Origin of the sequence: Bradyrhizobium murdochi (assembly GCF_000472965.1) — a bacterium.
GTDB lineage: Bacteria > Pseudomonadota > Alphaproteobacteria > Rhizobiales > Xanthobacteraceae > Bradyrhizobium > Bradyrhizobium murdochi.
The window spans coordinates 143365-166289 of the sequence record NZ_AXAU01000010.1 but is presented as its reverse complement, the minus strand read 5'-3'; the positions used below and the strand labels follow the sequence as shown (position 1 = coordinate 166289).

The following is a 22925-nucleotide window of genomic DNA, read 5'->3' as shown; positions in this document are numbered from 1 at the left end:
GGCCTAGCGCTTCGAGCCGTCGGTGCCGGTGCGTGTGGCCGGCGCGGTTCCAGGCTGCACCACGGGACGTATTTGCGAACCCGCCGCACGCGCGCGGTGACGTTCTTCGTCGTAAAGCGCGGCGCGATATTTGGCGCGGCTGACTGCCATGGTCGAGCCGCGCCATGCGGCCAGCATGACGAGCGCGGATCGCTCGCTCAAACGGTCGTAAAGTCGCGACAAGCGATAGACGTTGTGCACGGATGAGCCGAATTCCGGATTGAGGAACAGCAGCACGCGCTGGAAGACTGCACTCGGCATGTCGAGCGCCTTCGCTGCGCATGCCAGCGGCTCACAGCCGGGATCATTGACGACTTGCGTTGCGATCCGCGATGGCAGGATCAGCGCGTCGCCGAGTTCGAGTGCGAAGTTCTCGGCGTCCTCGGCGAACGCGGCCATTTCCAGGATATGAAGCGCTCGCGCGGCGCGGGCTGCGGGAATTCGCGCCGAGGCCTTCAGCGGCGTGTCGGCGAGATTGTGCAGGATCAGCGCGCGCTCGCTGGGACCGGCCATGAAGAACATATCGCTGATTTCGGCAGCATCGTTGGGCCGCATTGCCAGATTGGACGCCATCCGCAACTGCGCCTCGGTCGGCGCCTTCACCGTCGGCGCGTCGGTTGGGGGAGCGGTGATTGCGGCCGCGAGCGGCAGGGGCTGGTCGGGGTGCGGACGCCGCAGGCCGAGCCTGTGCACGATCTCGGCCGGTGTCGCCGGATAGATCGCGAGCCGCGCCCGCACCGCCGCGCGGGTGGCGTCGTCGACCTGGTCGATCAGGCGGGACGTCAGTTCGACGAACTGCCGCTCCTCGTCGGCGGAATGGGCGCTGGCCTGGACATAAAGGTCGGTCAGGACGCGCAGCAAGGTCGGGCGGATATCGACGCCCTCGCGGCGCGAGAGCGTCATCAGCCCGTCGAATCCCGGAAACAATGGAGCTGCAGTCATGTCAGGTGTACGCGACTTCGGTAATCCCTCGCGTCAGGCTACGCAGCGCGCTTTAATGGTTGGTTAAGGAAAACAGCCCGTGAAGGAATTCGATAAAATGCGAGCTTTTCGAACGGAGTGGAGCCGCCGAACCCGTAACTGTACCGGTCCCTCAAATTAAGATGCCGTTAACCACGTTCTGTTCTGAATGATGGCGTGTCGCCGGCCAAGTGGTGTCGGCGGCAACCAGAGAGAACGGAATATGGGCACCATCATTGAATTTCCGGCGGATGCGGCTTCGCGGCGGCCGGGCTCAACCATGGATGGCGCTCCACGCGATGGCTTGGGTACCGTGCTGATTCTTCCTGTTGTCCGTATCGAACGCGAAGCCGGCGGAACCGGTGATGGGCGCGGGCCGGAAGAGGGGACGGCGCCCGGTCGCCGTCGCCGGCGGCGCCCCTGAACGACGGACGTTTGCAATGCCGGAAAAGTGCCTCCCGATCCGGACCAGCGGGCTTCGGTCACTCCCGGCCTTCATGCTGCTTGTTGTAAGCGCAGCGCTCGGCGGTTGCAGCGGCGGCGATTTCGGCCGCACCCGCGCCGATATGCGTAACGACGACATGCACCGCTGGCTAGGGGCCGAGGCCACGGCCAGCGTCGGCCTCAAGCCTTCACACTTCCAACTCACCGAAAACGAACGCCAGCTTCGCGATCTCGCCTATCCCTTGATCGAACCGCCGCATTCGCGGCCCGCCTGGAAGAGCGTGTTCGGCGATTACCAGCCATTGCCTTCGCCATGGCGGCAGAAGGTGGTGTTCGATCGCACCACCTACGGACGCGCGCTGATCGACGAGCCGCACCGCTCGCACACCTCGCGTTATCAGCAGTTGATCGAGGACGTTCGCAACGACATCACGAGGTTCGAGCCGTTCTTTGCCTCCGCCATCCGCGTCATCGAACTCGACCGCAAGCGCAGCGCCAGCCTGAAGATGGTGTCGGAATTGTCGCCGCGCGAACAGGCGGATGCGATCGCGCGCATGGAAGAGAACACGCTGATCGTGCAATGGGTCCAGCAATGCCTGGAGCGGCGCATCTCGTCGTATCGCTGGGCGCTGGAGCGGCTGGTGATCCACGCGCCGGACGGTATCGCAGCCGACGCCGACCGCCTGATCGGCGAGCTCGCGGCGCAAACCGCCAATCCGCCAGTTGCGGCCCAGCCCGTGATCGGACGCGCGGTGACGGTGAAGGGCTAAACTAGGCGGCCTTACTCATAAGTCTGAAAGGAGCCATTTACTTGGCGATGTCCGGATTACGCGCTCAGAAGCGGACACTGGGCGAGTCTGCTTTGGGGCCATAAACGGAAGTCACCTCCACGCACTCGTCTTCAATGCGGTAGATCAAATTCAAATACTCGACCGTAGTTGGTAACTGATGCTCGCGTACCGGAGTGGCGCAAAGCGCTCCAAAACGCGACTTGGTTCGCAGTCAGAACTGGTCGATTAAGACTATCCTCAAGCGCCTTGATCACTCCAATGGCGCGAAAGCCGTTGCCGCCGACGAAAACGGCTTCGGCGCTCGCGGGCACGTGAGAACTGACCCAATCGTAGAGCTGTTCTGGCTGAATAGCTTGCTGATCTGATGGCAACCCGGCCCGTCCGCTGGAAACAACCTCAAACCCGCTGTCCTGAAAATAACGGGCACCCTGCCGATCCATTTTATCAGAGAACCACGGTGGACTTACTAGCGCGATCCGTTTCGCGCCGAGCGCAGTCAGCGCGGTAGAAGCCGCCGCACAGGGGACTACGACCGGTATGCCCCCGTGTGCGAGCCTCTAAACGGGACTTCAGCGCCGCGTCATCGGCAACGCCGCGAACAAAACTGCTGCTGGCGATGCCAAAGACAATCGCGTGCAATGGTGCCATCGCAAGCATTTCGGCGGCATCATCCACCGAAGGTGGATCGGCAATGGCGCGCACGGGATCGCTCGCAATGGTAGGGTCCATCACGCCGCCCGGCTTGTAACCACCAAAGGGGATGTGCGCGGCATGAATTGAAACTCCGTTAGGAGCCAGCGCGCTGAATTCGATTTCTGGGACTATGTCGGCGTGCGGCGTAAGGATACCGATCCTCGTTTGACCCCACCCGTCCGGTTGCCACATGACATTTCCCCCAGTCGTTTGGAAGAGAGCTAAGATTGGCATGTTGGTCGATGCACTATGTCGGTTTTGGGTCACGAGCATCGCCCACTGCGATAGATGGTGGGCTGTCGATTTCCGCATTGCCTTGTAAGCGACCAACGTCCTTTGGCGGTGCAAAATATGACGCGATGGGCCAATAGATGACATCGCGGGCCTCATCCAATATGAAAAGGACCGCCAACAGCGGCGGCCTGACGGGGTAAACGAAGTGGCTCAAAACCTTGGCGTGATGAACAATACAAAATGGGAAGAATTGCGCTTGGCAATGTATGCCATTGAGCCTGCACCAAGGTATCGATGCATGACGATTGCCGGCTACTATTCGGACGAGGACGCCGAGTGGTTTTATCACTTCCGAGCCGGCGGATATGACGACATTCGTTACGTCGATATATTCGTTGAAAGCCAATCTCATCGAGAACAAGTCCGACGCGCCCTGAAGAAAATTCATCTACCCGGAGAGGAAACGGTCGAAGCCTTTAGGGTGTACGGCTACGCGCTGCCGGGACAGAGCCTCGATTACTTGTAAGATGGAGGCCTCACCGGAACGTCTGCAATGGGGCACGAGCGTCGCCCTCTGCAATACTCGGTTGTCCGACAATTTCCGCTATGCCCTGTTAGCGACCGAGGTCTTGTGGCCGTGCAACAACTCGCTCAGGGCCAAGAGCAGTCTTCAAGGGACGAAAACTAGCTTGGTCGGGTACCCGACCCGATAATGAGTTCGAACTCGGTCTCGAAGCCGCCGCTGGTTTCGAGCTGCTTCAGGGATTCGTAAACCTCGTTCCAAGCGGTAGATTTCGCCGCGTCGCTAAGATCCGCCACCACCGCGCGGTATGCCCCGGCGGCCTCCCGCATCAGCTGCAGAGCGTCGGCCGCGCTCGGCAGGACGAGCCGTGCTCGAACGGCTTTCGTTTTCACATCTCCAAGACCACTGTCCTTCATCAGACGTTCCAAGACGCCTTCGCCTCCTAACGCGAATATTCCGGGTTGTCCGGGCACGGGAGGGGACTTGCCAGCATGGCGCAGAAGGATCGCCATCGGCGACGCCATAAAGGGATTGTTGGCTGGCGTCGTAAAGACCAGCGCCGCGAACCGCGCGCCTGGCTTCAGTACACATTGGACAGCTTCCAAAGCTTCATGCGGTGACGGGAAAAGCATCAATCCCAATCGGCAAATCGCCGCATCGAACGGCGCCTGCTTCTCATCCAATTCGTCCGCTGCACATTCAAGCGTTTCGATATTCGTAAGACCGGCGCGAGTGGCGTTTCGGCGCACATGTTCCAGCATGGTGCCCGATATGTCACTTGCTACCACTCTACCGCTGCCACCCACACGCATCGCCGCTTGGATGCTCTGGCTACCGGCGCCGCAGGCTATGTCAAGTACGCGCATTCCAGGCCGGATACCGGCCATATCGATCAGCGCATCAGGGGCATCGGATAGGCTGGCGGCGAACACATGCTCCCACCTCGCCCAGCCGGGTGCTGCCGACTCCCACGTATTGCGAAGTTCCGACTTCAATGTGTTGTCGGCCATCTACAGCCCTCAAGAGCTGCCGCCTCGACGAAACTGGAATAACGCTGGAGCGATGCGTGCGGAACTCCGGTTCTAGCTCATGTCGGATGTTCCGAGAAGCGTTCACCACTTCGGCGCACCACAGTTATCGACGTGCGCAATCCCCACGCTATTTCCCCCTCATCACTGGTCAAGGTCGCCAATGGGTCAAAACGCGAAATTCCGGAGTGACCAGCGCATGTCTGCTTTTGCCTCAAAAGCAGAGTCTCGTTTCATGAGTGCACGCCTAGCGCTCGGTCTTGCCCGCCGATTTGACGCGGCCCGTTTTAGGCCGCTGGCTCTGCAGTTTCGCGATAAAATTCTGCAGCACCTTCGACGGCGGCCGCGCCGCGCTGTAGGCGAGCCCGACCTCGCGCTTCACGTCGACATCGATCTCGCGCACGGCGACATCGGAATTGGCGCGCGCCACGCCTTCGGGAACGATGGCAATGCCGACGCCGGCCGCCACCAGCGCCATCGCCCAGTCTTCCGATTCGGCAATCGCCGCGGGCACGCGCGACGGCGATGCTGCGCGACTGAAGAATTCGCTCTGCTCGCAATGGCAGCGATCGACCATGGCGGCGCCGGCGAGATCGGAGGTGCGTAGCCGCTCCTTCAGCGTCAGCGGATGCGACGGCGGCAGGGCCGCGACGTAGCGCTCGACCCAGAGCGGAACGAAATGCTCATCAGCGCGCAGCAGATTTTTGGAGATGATCCGCGCATCGGCGGCATCATCGACGCCGACGAGCCGGAGCGCGATGTCGGAAGTCCCGGTCAGCGGCTTCAATAGCGCAATGGTTCGCGGGCGGTCGAGCGTGCGCATCAGGCCGAGCGTCAGCGCGTTCCGCGTCGCAGGTTTTCGGAACAGGTTTTTCGCGGCGTCTGCCTCGTCGATGATGCGGCGGGCAACGGCGTGGAATTGTTCGGCGGCTTCCGTCGGCGCCACGCCCTTCTTGTGCCGGATGAATAGCGCCGTGCCGAGCTCGGCTTCCAGATTGGTGATGGCCGCCGAGATCGAGGGCTGCGAGATGAAGCAGCGCTTGGCGGCTGCCGTCAGGTTGCGCTCCCTGAACACGGCGGCGAAGTAGCGGAGCTCGCGGATATCCATAGGTCGGTCCTATTGATGCTATCGGATATCAATATTTTACCTATGAGAGACCAGATGGCAAGCAAGGTGCCTCACCCCAAGGAGGCATCGTCAATGCGCGTCCATCATCTCAACACCGGCACCATGTGCCCGATCGGCCGGCGCCTGGTGAACGGCACCGGCAGCATTTTCCAGCGGGCGCGGATGGTCTGTCATTGCTTGCTGGTCGAGACCCATGACGGGCTGGCGCTGGTCGATACCGGCATCGGATTGGACGATATCGCGAACCCGCCGCGGCTCGGTCCCAAATGGGTTCGGCAGACGACGCCACGGCTCGATCCGGCCGAGACCGCCGTACGGCAGATCGAGACGCTCGGCTTTTCGCGCGACGACGTGCGGCATCTGCTGCTGACGCATCTCGACCGCGATCATGCCGGCGGCATTCCGGATTTCCCGAACGCAAAGGTGCATGTCCATCGCCGCGAATACGACATGGCGGTGGCGCGGACGGCGTCCGCGCCGAAGGGCCGCTACATCACCGATCAGTGGAAGCACGGTCCGGATTGGGCGTTCTACGGGGAGGGTGGCGAGGATTGGTTCGGCTTCAAGGGCGTGCGCGCGCTCGGCGACCGCGAACCCGATATCCTGATGATCCCGCTGCCGGGCCATACGCTCGGTCATTGCGGCATCGCCGTGCGGAGCGGGGACAAATGGCTGCTGCACGCGGGCGATGCCTATTTTTTCCATGGCCAGATGCAGGCTTCGCCGCGAATGCCGCTGGTGCTCGGCATGTTTCAGCGCCGCGCCGACATGGATCGTGCCACGCGCATCCAAAACCAGGAGCGGTTGCGGACGCTCAAGGCAAAGCACGGCAATGCCGTGACGATCTTCAACAGCCATGATCCCGTGGACTACGAGCGCTGCCGTTGCGGGCAGCACCAGGGACAAATCACGAAGTCGGCCTCCTGCTGAGAGTCAGAAGCGGACATTGGCTACGCGACCAATATGTTGGCTAAAAGCCAACACCGAGGAATGCGCTGCCTGTGTCACATTGTCGTCGCTCCCCTCGTCCTTGCCAAACAGCACTTGCACCACCATCCGCGTGGGGACCTCTATGCTGCCAGAAACGGTATCTCGACCGCCAGTGTGTAGCCGTTGACCATAAGCAGGCCACCCGCGGCACCGACGATGCCGCCGACGATCGCAAGCCAGGGCAGCGTCGCGACGATCGAGACCGAGATCAGCACGATGGCGATCTGCAGAAGAGCTTCGGCATAGTCGAAGTAGGGATCCTGCTTCAGCGCATGGTCGCGCCTGCTCTCGTAGTCCTTGGCCCGCGCCATCAATTCCTTCTTGCCCTCCTGCGTCTCGGGCTCGGACTCGTAGCGTGCCGCCGTCTTGCGATAGGCCTCCGCTTTTGCCTTCAGGGCCGTCCTGGCCTCGGCGTTGAGGCTTCCGTCCTGCAGGAACGCCAGTTCGATCGCGTCGGCCGCGAGGTTGTAGTCGGTCTGGCGGATGTTCTTGGCCTGGTAGAAGGCATAGTGGTTCGCGGCATAGATGTTGTTGTTGGTCGCCTCCTTGCCGGCGTTGGCGCCGCCAAGCCCGGTGATGGCCAGCAGCATCGCCAGAATGGCGATGCCGACCGCCGCGCGCTGCTTGAAGCGGTCGTTCTCCTTCTCCTGATCCATCATGTCCGCGGCGTCTTCGGCTTTCATCGATCGGCTCCTCCTCGCTCCTAAAGGGCAGGCACGATAAACAACGGCGTTATGTCAGCATCGCGACGCACGAGCACGTTGATTTGTTCCGCAGAATGCGGCAGGCGCGATCGGTCATACGAACGGACCGGCAATTCCCACGCAGCGATCAAGGTTTACGCAAACGTTGGGATGCTTCAGTTCAAGCGTCACAGGAACGGCGCGCCTTTACGGAGAGAGGTCACGGGAGAGAAGTCGACCAATATGAGGTCGAAACAGGCCAGCCACAAGGCCAATACAAACGGTCCGGGATTCCCTAGTCGTGGCAGCGTGTACGCATTACCCCGCCAAAGCGGACATCTCGGATTTATGAGTACACGTCCTAGGTAAGTGTCGGCCCCGACCAAGTCGTCATTCAGCGCTTGGATTTTGGCGCGGGCGCAGGGGCTGGCACGGGCGGTGCGGGCTCGGGCTGCCTGGCCGGCGTCGGCTCGGTCTCTACGGCGCAACGCGACGCCGCGAGCGCGGCTTGCGCCTGCGGCATCAGGCCGGGCTCCGGCGCCAAGGCCTTGAGCACGATCAGGCCTGTCGTGGTGGGAGAGTCGATGATCAGCCGGTCGGCGGCGGTGACTTCCTCATCCTCTGGCAATTCGCTGTGTTGCTCCTCCGTCATCAGATCGAGCTCGATCACCTTGCGGCCGGCCGAGCGGTCGTTGATGGCGTAGTAGGCGACCTCGTTGCGGGTATAGAACGACACCGACGTATAGGCCTGACTGACCGGCACTGTCAGCTTGAGCGGTCCCCCGGAGAGGTCGTAGCGGCAGATCGCGACCGCAAAGGCAGGGTCCATGAATGGCATCGGCGCGTTGTTCGGTTCGGCGAGCGGCAGCGCCGTGACGGCGTTCTCTTTGGTCATCGGTGTCAGCCGCGAATAGGCGTCTTGCGTCGCGATGCGCGGCAGCGCGAGCACGCTGACGAGATGCACCACGCCGCCCAGCAGCACGCCTGCGATGATGGTGAATGCCAGCCGGATCATGGGCAGTTCACCGTGGTAATGGCGGGCATCGGCGCGTCGCGCTGCGTGCGCGTCGCAACACCGACCGGCGTATCGTAAAGCCGCAGCATCAGCGCGTAGCGCTCGATGCCGCCGGTCGGCAGCCAGTTGCCGGCCCGCGAACGCGCCGCCACCCTGATCTCGAACCCGCCGTCGGAGCCGCGGACGATTTCCTGGCTGGTGAAGCCGTAGCGTTGCAGCGAATTGGCGACCAGATGGCCCTTGCGGTCGAACAGCGTCAGCGTCCAGAACCGGGCCGCCGGCGTCACACCGCTGACGATGACGTCGCAGCGCCCGTCGAGCGGCTTATTCTTGTCGTCGGTAGTGGCCGTGAAGGCGATGCCGTCGCCGGTGCCAACAGGCAATTCGCCGCTACGGGCAATCGAGGCACGCGAATAGGGATCGATTTCGGAACTGCCGGCCTTGGGCCGTGCGGTCCAGGCGCCGATCGTGAGCGTGCCGAGATCGGTGCCGCGCGTCGCCGTCAGGTAGGTCGAGCCGAGACCGACGGCCGTGGCAAGCGCCAATGCCAGCAAGGTGATGAAGATCAGCCGCACAGGCCACTGCTCCGAACTCTCACGGCATCAGATTCCGCTTGAACCGGCTTCATCCGAAACCTGAAGCGCTGCTCTTGTTTCGAACATGTCGGGGCGGACGCTTCGCATCTGTTCCGAGGAACGCCGGTTAAGATTCTGCCGGATCATGCCTTTTAATTCTTCCGCTCCGCCGGCGCGGCCCGCTCGCCAGCGGCTGCGACATAATTCTCGGGAAACGCCAGCGCGCCTGACGTGATCGGCTTGGAGGGCTGCTTCTGGTCGTTGGACGAGGTCTTGCCCGCGGCCCTCCCGGCCTCGTCGAGCAGTTTCTCGACGCGCACCAGAATATCCGCGCCGCGCTTGGTCAATACCGGCGGCGGCCCCGGCTTGGTCTCCGGCGCCCGTGCCGCGCCGTTGGCCGCGGCACTGGCGGATTGGGCGGGCTGGGGCTGCTTCGTGCCCATGCCGTAGCCTGGGATCTCCTTCACCTCGACGCCCTGATGCGCGACCACCATGATGTCGTGCCAGGTTTGCGCGGGAAGCGAACCGCCGGTCATGCGGTTGGTGGGCGAGTAGTCGTCGTTGCCGTACCAGACCGCACAGGTGAAGTTGCCGGTGAAACCGACGAACCAGGCGTCGCGGTAGGCGTTGGTGGTGCCGGTCTTGCCCGCGGTCGGGATGCCGTCGATCGCGGCGCGGCGGGCGGTGCCTTCGCTGACGACATGGCTCATCATTTCCGACATGTCGGCAGCCACGGAGGCGGGAATGGCTTGCACCGGCTTCTTGCCGTCGCGGTCGAAGCGCCAGACCAGGTCGCCGGCGCCGGTGCGCACTTCCAGCACCGCGTGAGGTTTCACCGCCTTGCCCTTGTTCGGGAAGGTCGCGTAGGCAACCGCGTGTTCGAGCACGGTGACTTCATCGGAGCCGATCGGCATCGACGGCGTGTCGGGCAGGGGGGCGGTCAGGCCGAACCGGCGTGCCACCTCGGTAATCTTGGCGCGCCCGGCCTTGGCCGGGTTCGCCACCTTGCCGCCGAGCGCAATCGACAGCTTCACCGGCACGACGTTGATCGAGCGGGTGATCGCCTGGGTCAGCGTCACGGAGCCGGAATAGTTGTGGCCATAGTTCTGCGGGCACCAGTTTCCGATGCAGACCGGGCCGTCGACCACGATCGAGGTCGGCTTGTAGCCGTTCATGAGCGCCGTGGCATAGACATAGGGCTTGAATGATGAGCCCGGCTGTCGATAGGCGTCGGTCGCGCGGTTGAATTGGCTCGCGCCATAGTCGCGTCCGCCCACCATGGCTCGGACGCCGCCGTCGAGGTCGGCAACCACGACGGATGCCTGCGTCGCGTGGTAGTCGCGGCCGAACTGGCGGAGCTGATTTTCGACCGTTTCCTCGGCGGCGCGCTGCACGTTCATGTCGATCGCGGTCCGGACCACGAAGACGCGCTCGGTGTAGGATTTCGGGAAGGTATCAACCAGCCTGCGCATTTCCTCAAAGGCGTAGTCGAGATAGTAGTTCGGCGAATTCTCGTCGCGGCGATCGACGGCGAAGGCCGGGTTGCGCCGGGCGCCGAACACCTGGCCTTCGGTCATGAAGCCGGCATCGACGAGGTTGTCGAGCACGATGTTGGCGCGGGCGCGGGCGGCGGGGAGGTTGATGTGCGGGGCGTATTTGGTCGGCGCCTTGAACAGCCCGGCCAGCATCGCCGATTCCGCCAGAGTGACGTCGCGCGCCGACTTGTTGAAGTAGAAATGCGCCGCGCCGTCGACGCCGAAGGTGCCGCCGCCCATATAGGCGCGGTCCAGATATAGTTTCAGGATTTCGTTCTTGGTCAGCCGCGTCTCGAGCCAAATCGCAAGGAAAGCTTCCTTCACCTTGCGCTCGATGGTGCGCTCATTGCTGAGGAACAGGTTCTTCGCCAATTGCTGCGTGATCGAAGAACCGCCCTGGCGCACGCCGCCGGCCTGCGCGTTGGTCACGAGCGCGCGCGCGGTACCGGGGAAGTCGATGCCGAAATGGTCGTAGAAGCGGCGGTCTTCGGTCGCCAGCGTCGCCTTGATCAGATTGTCCGGAAAATCTTCCAGAGGGATCGAGTCGTTATGTTTGATGCCGCGGTTGCCGATCGGGTTGCCGTAGCGGTCGAGGAACTGCACCGCGAGATCGGATTTCTTCAGCCAGTCGTCATCGGCGGTTTCGCGAAACGCAGGGATTGCCAGCGCCAGCATCACGATCAGCCCGCCAAGGCCGATGGTGGCGGCTTCCGAAAACGGCTCGATGAACACCCAGCGCTTCCAGCGGCCGACATAGAAGCGGTCCATGAAGGTGGAGTAGCGCTCGTACAGCTCGCGCAGGCCCTTGCCCGACGAGAACAGCGTCGAGTCGATACGCGCATCCAGATCCAGAAGGAAGTTCCGGATCTTCTGCTTCAACTCTGGAGGTAGGATCTGGCGCACCGGGACCCTTGATCTGTTCTGGTCGCGTCCGGCGGGGCCGGTCGAGACGTCTTGCTTGGATGTTGCGGCAAACCCAAGGCGCTTTTACGGCCTCGAGGACTCGCCATTGTTCTATCCGAGCGGGGGCTATAAACCAATGCTCTCGCTCACCATTTTGACGGTCAGGCCTAACGCTGCCGTTGGCTTTTGGCTCCGTAGTGAGACCCGCTTGCGCCCCCGTTGCCGGACCTCCTAGAAGAGCCGCAGCCGACCGACCCGAGAAAACGATTGATTGCATGACCGCGCCGCGCAAATCGCCTTCCGGCCAGGAGGGTTTCTTCTGGAAAACCAAGACGTTGGAGGAGATGTCCAGCGCCGAATGGGAAAGCCTGTGCGATGGTTGCGCGCGCTGCTGCCTGGAAAAGCTCGAAGACGAGGATACCGGGAAAATCTACTTTACCCATGTTTCCTGCAAGCTCCTCGATTCCGGCCTGTGCACCTGCAAGGATTACCAGAACCGTTCCGACAAGGTTCCGGATTGTGTCCGCCTGACGCCCGAGAACGTCCGCACCCTGAGCTGGCTACCGCCGAGCTGCGGCTACAAGCTGGTCGCTGAGGGACGCGATCTCTATTGGTGGCATCCGCTGATCTCGGGCGATCCCAATACCGTGCATGAAGCCGGCGTTTCGGTGCGCGGGCGGGTCCAGGGCACCGAGGATGAGATCCCCGACGAAGACCTCGAGGACCACATCGTGCAATGGCCGGCCTTGTTGCCGAAGCGGGCGCGGCTCAAGAAGCGGCCCAAAGCCTGAATCTCCCGCCCTGATCGATCACGGAAACGCGACGATATTCTCGCGGGATGCACCCATGCGCGCGAGGCGCTGCCCCGAGAGGAATTTGCCCTCTAAGGTGCTGGCTATATGGCGAATCCATCTCGGCGGCTTTGGTCGCGCAGAACAATATTACGTCCGACATGAACCAGCACCAGCGGCAGGGCCGTGAACCTGCCGACCAGACGACATTGCCCGACGATATCGGCGACGAGCTCTCGCGCATCACGACAGAGGTCATTGAGGTCAGCGATGCGCCGCCGATTGCGCCGCCCGCGCCGCTGACCCCGGACGAGGTCCGCACCATCCTGATGAGCCTGCTGCTGACGATGTTCCTGGCAGCGCTCGACCAGACCATCGTGGCGACGGCGCTGCCGACCATCGGCCGCCAGTTCAACGACGTCAGCAATCTATCCTGGGTCATCACGGCCTATCTCCTGGCCTCGACCGCGGTCGCACCCGTATTCGGCACGCTGAGCGACATTTACGGCCGCCGCGTCATGATCACGGTTTCGCTTGCCCTGTTCACGGTCGGCTCGATTCTTTGCGCGGTGGCGCCCAACATGCCGGTATTGATCGTTGCGCGCGGCCTGCAGGGGCTTGGCGGCGGCGGCATCATGCCGGTCGTGCAGACCGTGATCTCCGACGTGGTTAGCCCACGCGAGCGCGGCAAGTATCAGGCCTATTTCAGCGGCGTCTGGATGGCGGCTGGGCTGATGGGCCCTGTGCTCGGCGGCGTGTTCGCCGAGCATCTGCACTGGTCGATGATTTTCTGGATCAACGTGCCGCTTGCGGTCGGCGCGATGTTTCTGCTGCTGCCGAAGATGGGCAAGATCCCGGTGTTCCACCGCCGCCGCAAGGTCGACTGGCTCGGCGGCGTGCTGCTGATGGCGTCTGCCGTCGTGGTCATGCTGGTGCTCACCTGGGGTGGCAACCGTTATGCCTGGCTGTCGCCCGCGATCATGGCGATGATCGGCGCCTCTATGGCGCTGGCGCTCGCCTTTGTCTGGCACGCGCGCAATGCCGAAGAGCCGTTCCTGCCGCTGCCGCTCCTCGGCGGGACAGTGGTACCCTACGCCATGGTGGCGGGCGCTTGCGCGCTGGGCGCCATCACCGGGCTGACCGTGCATCTGCCGCTGTATTACGAGGTCGTCTATCATCTGACCGCGAGCGAAGCGGGGCTTGCGCTGATTCCGCTCGCCGCGATCTCAACCTGTGGGGCCGCGATCGCCGGACGGACCATGGCGCGCGCCAAGCATTACAAGCGCGTGGCCATCGTGGGCACTTCGGCTGCGGCGATCTTCGGTATGGTGCTGACCGTGACGACGCTGCCGCTGTGGGCTTTGCTGATCGTCCTGTCGCTGTTCGCGCTCGGGCTCGGCACGACGTTCCCGGTCAGCGTGGTCTCGCTGCAGAACGCAGTGGCGCGCCCGCAGATCGGCACCGTCACCGGGGCGATGAACTTCTTCCGCGCGCTGATGTCGTCGTTCACGGTCGCTGCCTTCAGCGCGATCCTCTTGATGGCGCTCGGCGCCGGCATCTCGCTCGGCGAACACCGGGGACCGGCGAATGCGATCCCCGTCGCCGACATGATCACGGCGTTCCGCTATGTGTTCGGCGCCGCCGCGGTGCTGCTTGCCACTGCTGCGCTCTCCATCATCGCGATGGAAGAGCGGCCGCTGGCCGGTCCGTCGACGCCGGCGGAGTTGGCGGAGTAGGAGTTGCCGTCTCCGGCCTCTTCTACTTTGCATGGGGTTGTTTTCGCGATTTGTGGCTAGGATCCGTGGAGCTCGCGGTTCTTGGGGCTGACCAGCCCGGTTTTGATGATGGTGACGCGCGGCATCGGCGATGATCTGTGCGTTGAGCCTCAGGTGCCCGGCCTTGAAACCTCAGTCTCCTTGCTGGTGATGAATTCCAACAGCACCGGGACGCCTTCCTGTGTTTTCTGGATACCGCGCTTGATGGCGGGGATGATGTCTTCCGGTTTCGTCACCCGCTCGCCATAGCCGCCGAACGCGCGCGCCATCGCGGCGTAGTCGCCGGAAATGTCGGTGGAACGGTATTTCTCGGTCGAGATCGGCATCACCTTCAGTTCGATCGCCATGGAAAAATTGTTCAGCAGGATCGACATGATCGGGATGCGTTCGCGCACCGCGGTTTCGAAATCCATGCCGGTGAAGCCGATCGCGGCGTCGCCCCAGACGTTGATGCAGAGCTTGTCGGGTTTTGCCAGCTTGGCGCCCATCGCAAGGCCAAGGCCGTAGCCGAGCTGCGTGGTCTTGCCCCAGCCGACATAGGACAGAGGCTCGACCGATTTCCAGAACGGCGAGAGCTGGTCGCGCGGGCTGCCGGCGTCGTGAGTGATGATGGTGTTGTTGATGTCGACGGTGTGCTGCAGGTCCCACAATACGCGATAGGGGCTAAGCGGCGCCTCGTTATGCGTCAGCTTCGGCATCCATTTCGCCAGCCATTCCTTGTGAGAGGCGGCGATCTCGGCGGCGACCGCGCTTGCGTCCCGATCGGACGTAACGGTCTTGCCGATCTCTTCCAGCAAGGCATCGAGGACCAGGGCGGCATCGCCGACCAGACCGATTTTGGCTTCGACATCCTTGTTGAGATGATTGGGATCGAGCGTCGAATGAATGATGGTCTTGCCCTTCGGCATGGCGATGCCGAACGAGGTCTCGGTGAACGAGCAGCCGATGCCGAAGATCACGTCGGCGTCGCCCAAAAATTTCGGCACCGCGCGTGGCACGGCGAGGCCGCCCGAGCCCAGCGATAGCGGATGCGTCTCCGGAAACGACGACTTGCCGCCAAGGCTGGTCGTGACGGGAATGGCGAGGCGCTCGGCCAGCCGTCTGAGCTGCGGCCAGGCCTTTGCGTAATGCACGCCCTGGCCGGCATAGATCACCGGACGCTTGGCGGCGACGAGCACGGCCGCCGCTTCCTTTACGTGCACGGGATCCGCGCCGCAACGGGTGCGCAGCACCGGCGTATAGTTGAGAGGCTCCGGCACTTCCTCGTTCCACATGTCGGCCGGGATTTCGACAATGACGGGTCCCCCGCGGCCGTTCTTCAATTTGGTGAACGCTCTTCGGAAGATGTTGCAGACTTCCGCCGCGATGTTGATCGGCTCGGACGATTTCGAGAACGCCTTCATCGCCTGGCTGGAATTGAAGTTCGGCTCGATATTGGCGAGCCTGCGCGCATAACCCATCGGCAGCACCAGGACGGGGACGGATTCGCCGTAGCATTGCGCCACGCCGCCCATCGCGTTCTCGGCGCCGGGCCCGTGCTGCATGCAGAACGCGCCGATCGAACGGCCCGAGGTGACGCGCGAGATCGCATCCGCCATGTGAACGCCGATGCGTTCCTGTCGCACCATCACCGGGCGGATATCGGCATTGGCGGCATCTTCGATGAGATGATTGACCGGATAGCCGCAGAGGATTTCGATTCCCTCGCGCTTCATGATTTCTGCGATGGCGGCGCCGAGTTTCATGACGGTCTCTCCCCCTGGATGCAGGCCGGTTTTGGGTCCGGCCGATTTGCGACAGTTGGACAGGATTTTCCGGCCCGGTAAAGCGCGGACGGCGCGTACGTTCGGAAGTGCTGATATGCGTTTTGCCGCTCAGGCCAAAAGATGAGGCAACCGGGGGGAATATTCTTGCTGTGAGCGCCCGAGCTGCAGGCGAAAGTGGATCGTTTTGACTCGGCTTCGACGCTGCTGCGTTGCGAAAAAATCACATCCGCCGGCCAACTGAAGCGGTTTCACGGTCTTGTCATTCTCGCTGGAGATTTTTGCATTAGGTGTGTGCGCATGCATTTGCATGAAACGCGGGGCATCGCGGGACACAACTTGCATAGGTCGCGGGGCATCGCGAACAGGAGATATATAACAATGAAAACAGCGCGAACTTTAATTTTAAGCTCGGCGGCAGGCTTGATTGCCCTGAGCGGCGCACAAGCGGCCGACCTTCCGGTCAAAGCCAAGGCAGTCGAATATGTGAGGGTCTGCTCGCTCTACGGCGCCGGCTTCTTCTACATCCCGGGCTCGGACACCTGCATCAAGCTCGGCGGCTATCTGCGTGCGGACGTCACGTTCAACGGTGGCGCGCACGGCGCCCCCGCCTGGAACGGTGATATCGGTCAGCAGAACCGATATGCCAATTACTTCGTCGCCCGCTCCCGTATGGCGCTGACAGTCGACACCCGAACCGCTACCGAATACGGCGTCGTCCGCACCTTCGGCCAGGCTGACATTCAGTTCACCACGCTCGGCGGCAGCACGTTCAACCCCAACAACCTCGCGACCAACCTCGGCAACAACACGAACCTGCTTGACCAGGCCGGCGGCGGATATGTCGCGGTCGAATTCGTTTTCATCCAGTTCGCCGGCTTCACCTTCGGTAAGTCCGCATCAGCCTATGCCACGCCGTGGCAGGGCTTCCCGGGCAATATCAACTCCTCCTTGCTGGGCGGCCAGAATACCGACACCGGCGTCAACAACATCCAGTACACCGCCGAGTTCGGCAACGGCGTATCGGCCTCGATTGGTCTCGATGACCCAACCGTGTGGGACCGCACCGCCGTCTACAATCTGAGCATCCCGGGCGCGATCGGCGCCAACGAGACCGGATCGAACGCCTATGCCGGCGTGCACGCGCCCGACATCGTCGGCAGAATCCGGGTGGATCAGGCCTGGGGGCTGTTCCAGCTTTCGGCCGCCGCGCATGAAGTGAGCGGTTCGTACAACACGCTGGGCGCGGGCTCTGTCCCGACCGCTCTTTCCGAAATCAGCGGCCACCCCGAGAGCAAGTGGGGCGGCGCGGTGATGGCGGCGTTGCAGATCAAGAACATTCCGACCGGTGCAGGCGACGATATCAAGCTCGACGTATCCTACGCCAAGGGCGCCACCAAGTACGTCATCGCCACCAGCGGTTCCTCGCCCAACTTCGCGATGTTCGGCGATAGCGGCTTCGGCTATCAGAGCGTCGGCTTCGGCGCGACCACCGACGGCGTCTACTTCCCGGGCGCGGCCGGCACCGGCGGTATCGCTTTGACGACGGCCTGGGGCGTCCGCGGCGCATTCAACCACAACTGGAATCCGAACTGGTCGACCAGCCTGTTCGGCAGCTATTCCGCCGTCAGGTACGATGGTGGCGCGAACGACAATCTGCTGGGTGCGGGGACCTCGACGGCCAAGGGCGCCCTTTGCGCCGCCTTCGCCGCCAGCCACCCCGGTCAGGCGCTGGTCGGCAATGCTGCGGGCAACTACACCTGTAACCCCGACTTCAACGTCTCGCAGCTCGGCGTCGTTACCCGTTGGACCCCGGTCAAGAACCTGACGTTCTCGGGCGAAGTCCAGTGGTTCCATCTCGACCAGAAGATGTCGGGCTCCTCGGTGTTCACGGCGACCGCTCCGAAACCGAACGCGCTCTACGAGTTCAAGGATCAGGACACGGTCCTGCTCCAGTTCCGCGCCCAGCGTAACTTCTGAGAACGATGCTCGGACCAGGCCATTGCCCGGTCCCTTTTTCGACGCCGCGGCGGGTGGGGTGACTACCTCGCTTCGCTGCGGCGGCTGAACATCGCCGCAATCAGCTCGAGTACCTGATCAGGATAGGGTAGTTCGCGGCCGCCGAAATGTCGGCGATGCGCTGCTCCTCGGTCTCGTCGTGCAAGAGACCGATGTAATTCCTTCCCGCTTCGCGCTTCTGCGCAATCATGCGCGCTCACTCCGCAAGACGCCGATCAGGCGAGGGTGGCTGGTCGGCACACAATCGATGGTAAATTTTCCGTACCGTAGGATTCCGGGGCGGGACTCCTCGTCAGCCTTAATCAATCGTTCATTCTGTTCCGCAAGGCCTCTTCAACCGTTCCGACCTAGAGTTTAAGCAGTATGGCGCGGGAGAATTTCGGGGAGCGTCGACAGGAGTTTGTCTATGCGTCGATTATTGGAGCGATTTGTCGACGATGAATGCGGCGCTACCGCCATCGAATATTGCCTGATCGCGGCCGGCCTCAGCATCGTGATCGTCACTGCCGTCAACGGCATCGGCAGCGCGCTCAGCTCGAAATTCAGCGACGTCAGCACCTCGCTCAAATAGCGGCAAGGCCGCACAGACACATGCTGGAACTGCTATTGGGGCCGCTGTTGGTGTCCTGGGGGCCATCAATCCTGGCCTACGTCCAGCAAAATCCGTGGCGCGTGTTCTCCGTGATATTGGTCGCAGCCTTGTTGATCGATTGGATGGTCAACGACCGGTCGTTGCGACGGCGGGCTGGACTTTGGCAGCGGGGACGGGGACGGCGGCGGGGACTGAAACCGGCTATTTGTCTTTTGGCTCCGCATTGAGGGCCCGCAGCATCGCAATCCGCGCGAACATCAGCCACCCGCCGCCGGTCTCGGCCGCGTTGATCAGATTTTCCACCGCGACCTGCCAGTGCGCCTCGTGCTGCACTTCCTCCGGCAATGCCATGACATAGTCGGCGGCCTGCTGCAGCGTCGCGAGCTTACGGCCGCCGCAAAGCGGTATCGGATCATCGAACGGGGTAGACCACGGCATCGCGCGCTAGATGGTGCTATCTATCGCGCTCCTTGCCCGATCATCCGGCCTTCTTGGTGCGGGCGGCGGTACGCACCGGCTTTTCCGCCTTCTTCGGCGCTTCCTTCGCCGTCTCCTTGGCAGCGCGCTTTCCGCTACCGCTGATCGGCAACAGCATCTCGCGCTGGCCGGCGGCGGCCTTCTTCGGCTTCTTGCCCTTGGCCTTGGCGGCGGCAGGGGCGGCCTCTTTCTCGCTGGCGATGCTGCGCTTCAGCGCGTCCATCAGGTTGATGACGTTGCCGGTGGTCTTCGGCGCCGCCTTGGCCTTCGTACTCAGGCCGTTGCGCTTCTGGTTGATCAGATCGATCAGCGCCTGCTCGTAGCGATCCTCGAACTGCTCGGGCTCGAATGAGGCGGATTTCTGCTCGACGATATGTCTTGCCAGATCAAGCATATCCTTGGTGATCTTCACGTCCTGGATATCGTCGAAATATTCCTTCTCGTTGCGCACTTCATAGGGATAGCGCAGCAGCGTTCCCATCAGCCCATTCTCGAGCGGCTCCAGCGCGATAATATGCTCGCGGTTGGTCAGTACCACGCGGCCGATCGCGACCTTGTCCATGCTGCGGATGGTTTCACGGATCACCGCAAACGCATCGTGGCCGACCTTGCCGTCCGGCACGAGGTAATAGGGGCGGATCAGATAGCGGCCGTCGATATCGGATTTCGGAACGAATTCGTCGATCTCGATGGTGCGGGTCGATTCCAGCGCGATGTCGTCTAGCTCATCCTTCGACACTTCGATGTAGGTGTCGGTATCGATCTTGTAGCCCTTCATGATGTCTTCGCTGGCGACTTCCTCGCCGGTCTCGGCGTCGACCTTGGCGTATTTGATGCGGTGGCCGGTCTTGCGGTTGATCTGGTTGAACGAAACCTTCTCGGTATCCGAGGTCGCCGGATAGAGGGCGACAGGGCAGGTCACGAGCGACAAGCGCAGAAAACCCTTCCAATTGGCGCGGGGGGCCATGGGGCTACTCCGAAAATACGCAACAGACGACTGGGAAGGATACCACCGGATGACCCCGTCTCAAACATGCCGGGATACGGAATCTCCGAACGGCGTTAACCCTTGAGGAGGCCGTTCTGCGGCGGCGGGTCTGCGACCTTTTGAACTCGGCGGCCGCGTGACACGGCCCAATACCCGGAACATCACTTTCGATCATGCGTTGCTTTCACAGGCAATGTCGGAGCATTCGCTGACATTACAGGCACTTACTCGAAGAGGTCCCCATGGCAACGAAACGACATGGCCAGATCGTCGAAACCCCGACCGAGGCCCGCCAAGCCGAGCCCGGTCCGTCCGTGCTTGCACTCCTGACGGTATCCACCGGGCTTGCGATACTGATTCTTGGCATTGTCTGGTTCATATTCTTCCGCACGTAAGGGACTGACCGAGGCTGCGCGACCGGGATGCTTGCTTATCCGCGCGGCTGGGAAGAGGGTCCCGCTTTTTCGGGAGCCGTTGCCATAAGCAACCTGCCGGGGCCCCCTTGGGGCATCCGATCGGGCATGTTAGGCGTTGGGCCTGCGGTTTGCGGGCGCGCCCTGGCCCGCGGAAGTGTCATGACGAAAAAGTCGCACTACCCGGTGTGCCTCGTTCATGGCCCGTTCACCCCGCTGAGCCTCATCATGAGAACTGATATTGTAGGGCTCACTATTGGAGGCCAGCTTGCGCCTGCTTGTTGTTGAGGACGATCCGGATCTCAACCGTCAGCTTACGACGGCTTTGACGGATGCCGGCTATGTGGTTGATCGCGCGTTCGATGGCGAGGAGGGGCACTATCTGGGCGACAGCGAGCCTTATGACGCCGTCGTGCTCGACATCGGGCTGCCGAAGATGGACGGCATCTCGGTCCTGGAGGCGTGGCGCCGCAACGGCCGCGCCATGCCGGTCCTGATCCTCACCGCGCGCGACCGCTGGAGCGACAAGGTGCAGGGGTTTGATGCCGGCGCCGACGACTATGTCGCAAAGCCGTTTCACCTCGAAGAAGTGCTGGCGCGCATTCGCGCGCTGCTACGCCGCTCCACCGGCCATGCCCAGTCGGAACTGACCTGCGGCCCGGTCTCGCTGGATACCCGCACCGGGCGGGTCAGCGTCTCAGGCAATCCGGTCAAGATGACCTCGCACGAATACCGGCTGCTGGCCTATCTGATGCATCACACCGGGCGCGTGGTGTCGCGCACCGAACTGGTCGAGCATCTCTATGACCAGGACTTCGACCGCGACTCCAATACCATCGAGGTGTTCGTCGGCCGCATCCGCAAGAAGCTCGACGTCGACATCATCCAGACCGTGCGTGGGCTCGGCTATCTCTTGACGCCGCCGTCACCGGGCGCCTGATGAGCCTTGCTCTTTTATTCGAGCATGATCTTATCCGAAGGCCCGTCTCCATCCGCAGGATTGGAGCCTGGGGATATGCTTTTCGGGATCTTGTTCTGATGCGCGGAAGTTCGCTCGCCACGCGGTTGTTCCTGTCGGCGACCGCGTGGGTGGTCGTGATCCTGATCATCACCGGCGTGATCCTGTCGTCGGTCTATCGGAACGCGACCGAGCGCGCCTTCGACCGCCGCCTCAACCTCTACCTCCGCACCCTTATTGCCGAAGTCGCAACGCCGGACGAGCCGCCTGACCAACAGTTCCAGTCGCTCGGCGAACCCCTGTTCGAACTGCCCTTGTCCGGCTGGTACTGGCAGATCGTCCGGACCGACGAAAAGGCCGAAACAAAGGCCTCGCGTTCGCTATGGGACAAGAAGCTGCCGAAGCTCGAGGATATCGGCGCGGAGTTGACCCCGGCCGGGATCCGTCTCGGTTACGTCGACGGTCCGGAGGGCCAGGATCTGAGGGTGGTCGAACGGCCGGTCGACCTCGGCGCCGACGGCAAGTTTCTGGTCAGCGTTGCTGGCGACGCATCCGAGATTTTCGACGAAATCCGCGCCTTCGATTATTACCTCGGCGGCACCTTTGCAGCGCTCGGCATCGTGCTGCTCCTGACCACGATCTTCCAGGTCCGCTTCGGGTTGGCGCCGCTCAAGCGCATTTCGGAAGCGATCGCCGACATCCGCTCCGGACGCGCCGAGCGGCTTGAGGGCCAATTTCCGGTCGAGATCGCGCCGCTGGCGCGCGAGACCAACGCCCTGATCGACGCCAACCGCGAGATCGTCGAGCGCGCGCGCACCCATGTCGGCAACCTCGCCCATGCCATCAAGACGCCGCTGTCCGTGATCGTCAACGAGGCCACCGCCCACACGGTGGACCCCTTTGCGAACAAGGTTTTGGAGCAGGCTTTTGTGATGCGGGATCAGGTCGCGCATCACCTCGAGCGCGCACGTATCGCCGCGCGCGTCACCATCGTCGGCACCGTCACCGAGGTCGCGCCGGCCATCGAGGCGCTGCGGCGGACCATGGAAAAGATCCACCGGGATCGTGGCGTCAAGATCGTGGTCAAGGCGGACCCGCAGGCAAAGTTCCGCGGCGAGCGCCAGGATCTTGAGGAGATGGCCGGCAATCTGGTCGACAATGCCTGCAAATGGGCGGCCTCGCAGGTATTCATCGAGGTGCGCGCCGAATCGCCGGCCGAGCCCGGCACCGGGCCACGGCTGCGGCTCATTGTCGATGACGATGGCCGCGGATTATCCGCTGCCGAGCGCGCGCAGGTATCCCGGCGCGGCCAGCGCCTGGACGAATCCAAGCCGGGCTCCGGGCTTGGGCTTTCGATCGTGGTCGATCTCGCCGGCCTCTATGGCGGTAGCCTCGTCCTGGGCGATGCCCCGATCGGCGGGCTGCGGGCAGAGCTGGTGTTGCCGGGGATATGAACGCCTTATCGGGCTGAATTACCTGGGATTGAAGGGGCCGCTGTCCGGCGCTGCCCGGCCGCCGATTTCGTTATTCCTAAACGGGTTCTTAACACGCGCACTTCTAAAATCGGCGGTGGACGCGCTTTGCCGTCCGCGTGACCACAAACATAT

The 22925-nt window shown here is 62.6% G+C and carries 24 protein-coding genes; 11 read left to right on the top strand and 13 right to left on the bottom strand.

Annotation, left to right across the window (positions count from 1 at the left end):
• Positions 1 to 3 precede the first annotated feature (3 nt).
• Positions 4 to 981 carry a DUF2336 domain-containing protein gene (locus tag YUO_RS0120235; protein WP_028348915.1) on the bottom strand — a complete coding sequence of 326 codons (978 nt, stop codon included), beginning with the start codon at positions 979 to 981 and terminating at the stop codon, positions 4 to 6.
• A gap of 241 nt (positions 982 to 1222) precedes the next feature.
• Here YUO_RS0120235 and YUO_RS47810 point away from each other — a divergent pair, with 241 nt between their 5' ends.
• Positions 1223 to 1423 carry a hypothetical protein gene (locus YUO_RS47810; RefSeq protein ID WP_028348914.1) on the top strand — a complete coding sequence of 67 codons (201 nt, stop codon included), beginning with the start codon at positions 1223 to 1225 and terminating at the stop codon, positions 1421 to 1423.
• 73 nt (positions 1424 to 1496) lie between these two features.
• Positions 1497 to 2213 (top strand): hypothetical protein, encoded by a 717-nt coding sequence (locus tag YUO_RS0120225; RefSeq protein WP_235782767.1) that lies wholly within the window; start codon positions 1497 to 1499, stop codon positions 2211 to 2213.
• Positions 2214 to 2344: 131 nt separating this feature from the next.
• Here the strand turns inward: YUO_RS0120225 and YUO_RS47210 are convergent, their stop codons facing one another.
• Together YUO_RS47210 and YUO_RS47205 are read right to left on the bottom strand one after the other, a co-directional pair.
• A complete protein-coding gene (locus YUO_RS47210) occupies positions 2345 to 2734 on the bottom strand; it encodes an aspartate racemase/maleate isomerase family protein (RefSeq protein ID WP_235782773.1) in 390 nt (129 codons plus the stop codon).
• Positions 2679 to 3119, bottom strand: a complete 441-nt coding sequence (locus YUO_RS47205) for a hypothetical protein (RefSeq protein WP_198028057.1) — start codon at positions 3117 to 3119, stop codon at positions 2679 to 2681. The genes YUO_RS47210 and YUO_RS47205 overlap by 56 nt, the downstream gene beginning before the upstream one ends.
• Positions 3120 to 3366: 247 nt before the next feature.
• Between YUO_RS47205 and YUO_RS0120215 the strand changes: the two genes are divergently transcribed.
• Positions 3367 to 3687, top strand: a complete 321-nt coding sequence (locus YUO_RS0120215; protein WP_235782766.1) for a DUF6678 family protein — start codon at positions 3367 to 3369, stop codon at positions 3685 to 3687.
• Between the two features lie 158 nt (positions 3688 to 3845).
• On the opposite strand, the gene YUO_RS0120210 is transcribed toward YUO_RS0120215, so the two are convergent.
• Positions 3846 to 4694 (bottom strand): class I SAM-dependent methyltransferase, encoded by an 849-nt coding sequence (locus YUO_RS0120210; protein ID WP_028348911.1) that lies wholly within the window; start codon positions 4692 to 4694, stop codon positions 3846 to 3848.
• A gap of 265 nt (positions 4695 to 4959) precedes the next feature.
• Positions 4960 to 5820, bottom strand: coding sequence for a LysR family transcriptional regulator (locus tag YUO_RS0120205; protein ID WP_028348910.1), 861 nt, complete (start codon positions 5818 to 5820; stop codon positions 4960 to 4962).
• 93 nt (positions 5821 to 5913) lie between these two features.
• On the opposite strand from YUO_RS0120205, the gene YUO_RS0120200 reads away from it, so the two are divergent.
• Entirely contained in the window at positions 5914 to 6771 is an 858-nt protein-coding gene (locus YUO_RS0120200) for an MBL fold metallo-hydrolase (RefSeq protein WP_028348909.1), read from the top strand.
• 140 nt (positions 6772 to 6911) lie between these two features.
• Here the strand turns inward: YUO_RS0120200 and YUO_RS0120195 are convergent, their stop codons facing one another.
• The 4 genes from YUO_RS0120195 to YUO_RS0120180 all read right to left on the bottom strand — a co-directional run bounded on the left by YUO_RS0120195 (position 6912) and on the right by YUO_RS0120180 (position 11542).
• Positions 6912 to 7514 carry a DUF4337 domain-containing protein gene (locus YUO_RS0120195; protein WP_051379532.1) on the bottom strand — a complete coding sequence of 201 codons (603 nt, stop codon included), beginning with the start codon at positions 7512 to 7514 and terminating at the stop codon, positions 6912 to 6914.
• A 394-nt stretch (positions 7515 to 7908) separates the two neighbouring features.
• The gene (locus YUO_RS0120190) at positions 7909 to 8529 is read right to left on the bottom strand and encodes a DUF1254 domain-containing protein (RefSeq protein WP_028348907.1); all 621 of its coding nucleotides are present in this window, start codon (positions 8527 to 8529) and stop codon (positions 7909 to 7911) included.
• Entirely contained in the window at positions 8526 to 9104 is a 579-nt protein-coding gene (locus YUO_RS0120185) for a DUF1214 domain-containing protein (RefSeq protein ID WP_028348906.1), read from the bottom strand. Before YUO_RS0120185 ends, YUO_RS0120190 begins: the two co-directional genes overlap by 4 nt.
• A 152-nt stretch (positions 9105 to 9256) precedes the next feature.
• Positions 9257 to 11542, bottom strand: a complete 2286-nt coding sequence (locus tag YUO_RS0120180; protein ID WP_028348905.1) for a transglycosylase domain-containing protein — start codon at positions 11540 to 11542, stop codon at positions 9257 to 9259.
• 275 nt (positions 11543 to 11817) lie between these two features.
• On the opposite strand from YUO_RS0120180, the gene YUO_RS0120175 reads away from it, so the two are divergent.
• On the top strand, positions 11818 to 12333 hold the full coding sequence (locus YUO_RS0120175; RefSeq protein WP_028348904.1) for a YcgN family cysteine cluster protein: 516 nt from the start codon (positions 11818 to 11820) through the stop codon (positions 12331 to 12333).
• Positions 12334 to 12494: 161 nt separating this feature from the next.
• Complete coding sequence (locus tag YUO_RS0120170; protein ID WP_028348903.1) at positions 12495 to 14069, top strand: MDR family MFS transporter; 1575 nt, start codon at positions 12495 to 12497, stop codon at positions 14067 to 14069.
• A gap of 149 nt (positions 14070 to 14218) precedes the next feature.
• Here the strand turns inward: YUO_RS0120170 and YUO_RS0120165 are convergent, their stop codons facing one another.
• Positions 14219 to 15877 carry a thiamine pyrophosphate-requiring protein gene (locus YUO_RS0120165; protein ID WP_283806419.1) on the bottom strand — a complete coding sequence of 553 codons (1659 nt, stop codon included), beginning with the start codon at positions 15875 to 15877 and terminating at the stop codon, positions 14219 to 14221.
• Positions 15878 to 16252: 375 nt separating this feature from the next.
• Between YUO_RS0120165 and YUO_RS0120160 the strand changes: the two genes are divergently transcribed.
• Positions 16253 to 17851, top strand: a complete 1599-nt coding sequence (locus YUO_RS0120160) for a porin (RefSeq protein WP_028348901.1) — start codon at positions 16253 to 16255, stop codon at positions 17849 to 17851.
• Between the two features lie 100 nt (positions 17852 to 17951).
• Here YUO_RS0120160 and YUO_RS48515 read toward each other — a convergent pair whose 3' ends face one another.
• On the bottom strand, positions 17952 to 18080 hold the full coding sequence (locus YUO_RS48515) for a hypothetical protein (RefSeq protein ID WP_283806418.1): 129 nt from the start codon (positions 18078 to 18080) through the stop codon (positions 17952 to 17954).
• Between the two features lie 216 nt (positions 18081 to 18296).
• Between YUO_RS48515 and YUO_RS44310 the strand changes: the two genes are divergently transcribed.
• A complete protein-coding gene (locus YUO_RS44310; RefSeq protein WP_063830309.1) occupies positions 18297 to 18461 on the top strand; it encodes a Flp family type IVb pilin in 165 nt (54 codons plus the stop codon).
• Between the two features lie 222 nt (positions 18462 to 18683).
• On the opposite strand, the gene YUO_RS0120145 is transcribed toward YUO_RS44310, so the two are convergent.
• Complete coding sequence (locus YUO_RS0120145; RefSeq protein ID WP_028348900.1) at positions 18684 to 18920, bottom strand: hypothetical protein; 237 nt, start codon at positions 18918 to 18920, stop codon at positions 18684 to 18686.
• Positions 18921 to 18960: 40 nt separating this feature from the next.
• Entirely contained in the window at positions 18961 to 19926 is a 966-nt protein-coding gene (gene ku / locus YUO_RS0120140) for a non-homologous end joining protein Ku (RefSeq protein ID WP_028348899.1), read from the bottom strand.
• 263 nt (positions 19927 to 20189) lie between these two features.
• On the opposite strand from ku, the gene YUO_RS47200 reads away from it, so the two are divergent.
• From YUO_RS47200 to YUO_RS0120125, 3 genes are all read left to right on the top strand, one after another.
• A complete protein-coding gene (locus YUO_RS47200) occupies positions 20190 to 20342 on the top strand; it encodes a hypothetical protein (RefSeq protein ID WP_176722012.1) in 153 nt (50 codons plus the stop codon).
• A 286-nt stretch (positions 20343 to 20628) separates the two neighbouring features.
• Positions 20629 to 21300, top strand: coding sequence for a response regulator transcription factor (locus YUO_RS0120130; protein WP_028348898.1), 672 nt, complete (start codon positions 20629 to 20631; stop codon positions 21298 to 21300).
• A gap of 98 nt (positions 21301 to 21398) precedes the next feature.
• Positions 21399 to 22772 (top strand): ATP-binding protein, encoded by a 1374-nt coding sequence (locus YUO_RS0120125; protein WP_028348897.1) that lies wholly within the window; start codon positions 21399 to 21401, stop codon positions 22770 to 22772.
• Positions 22773 to 22925 lie beyond the last annotated feature (153 nt).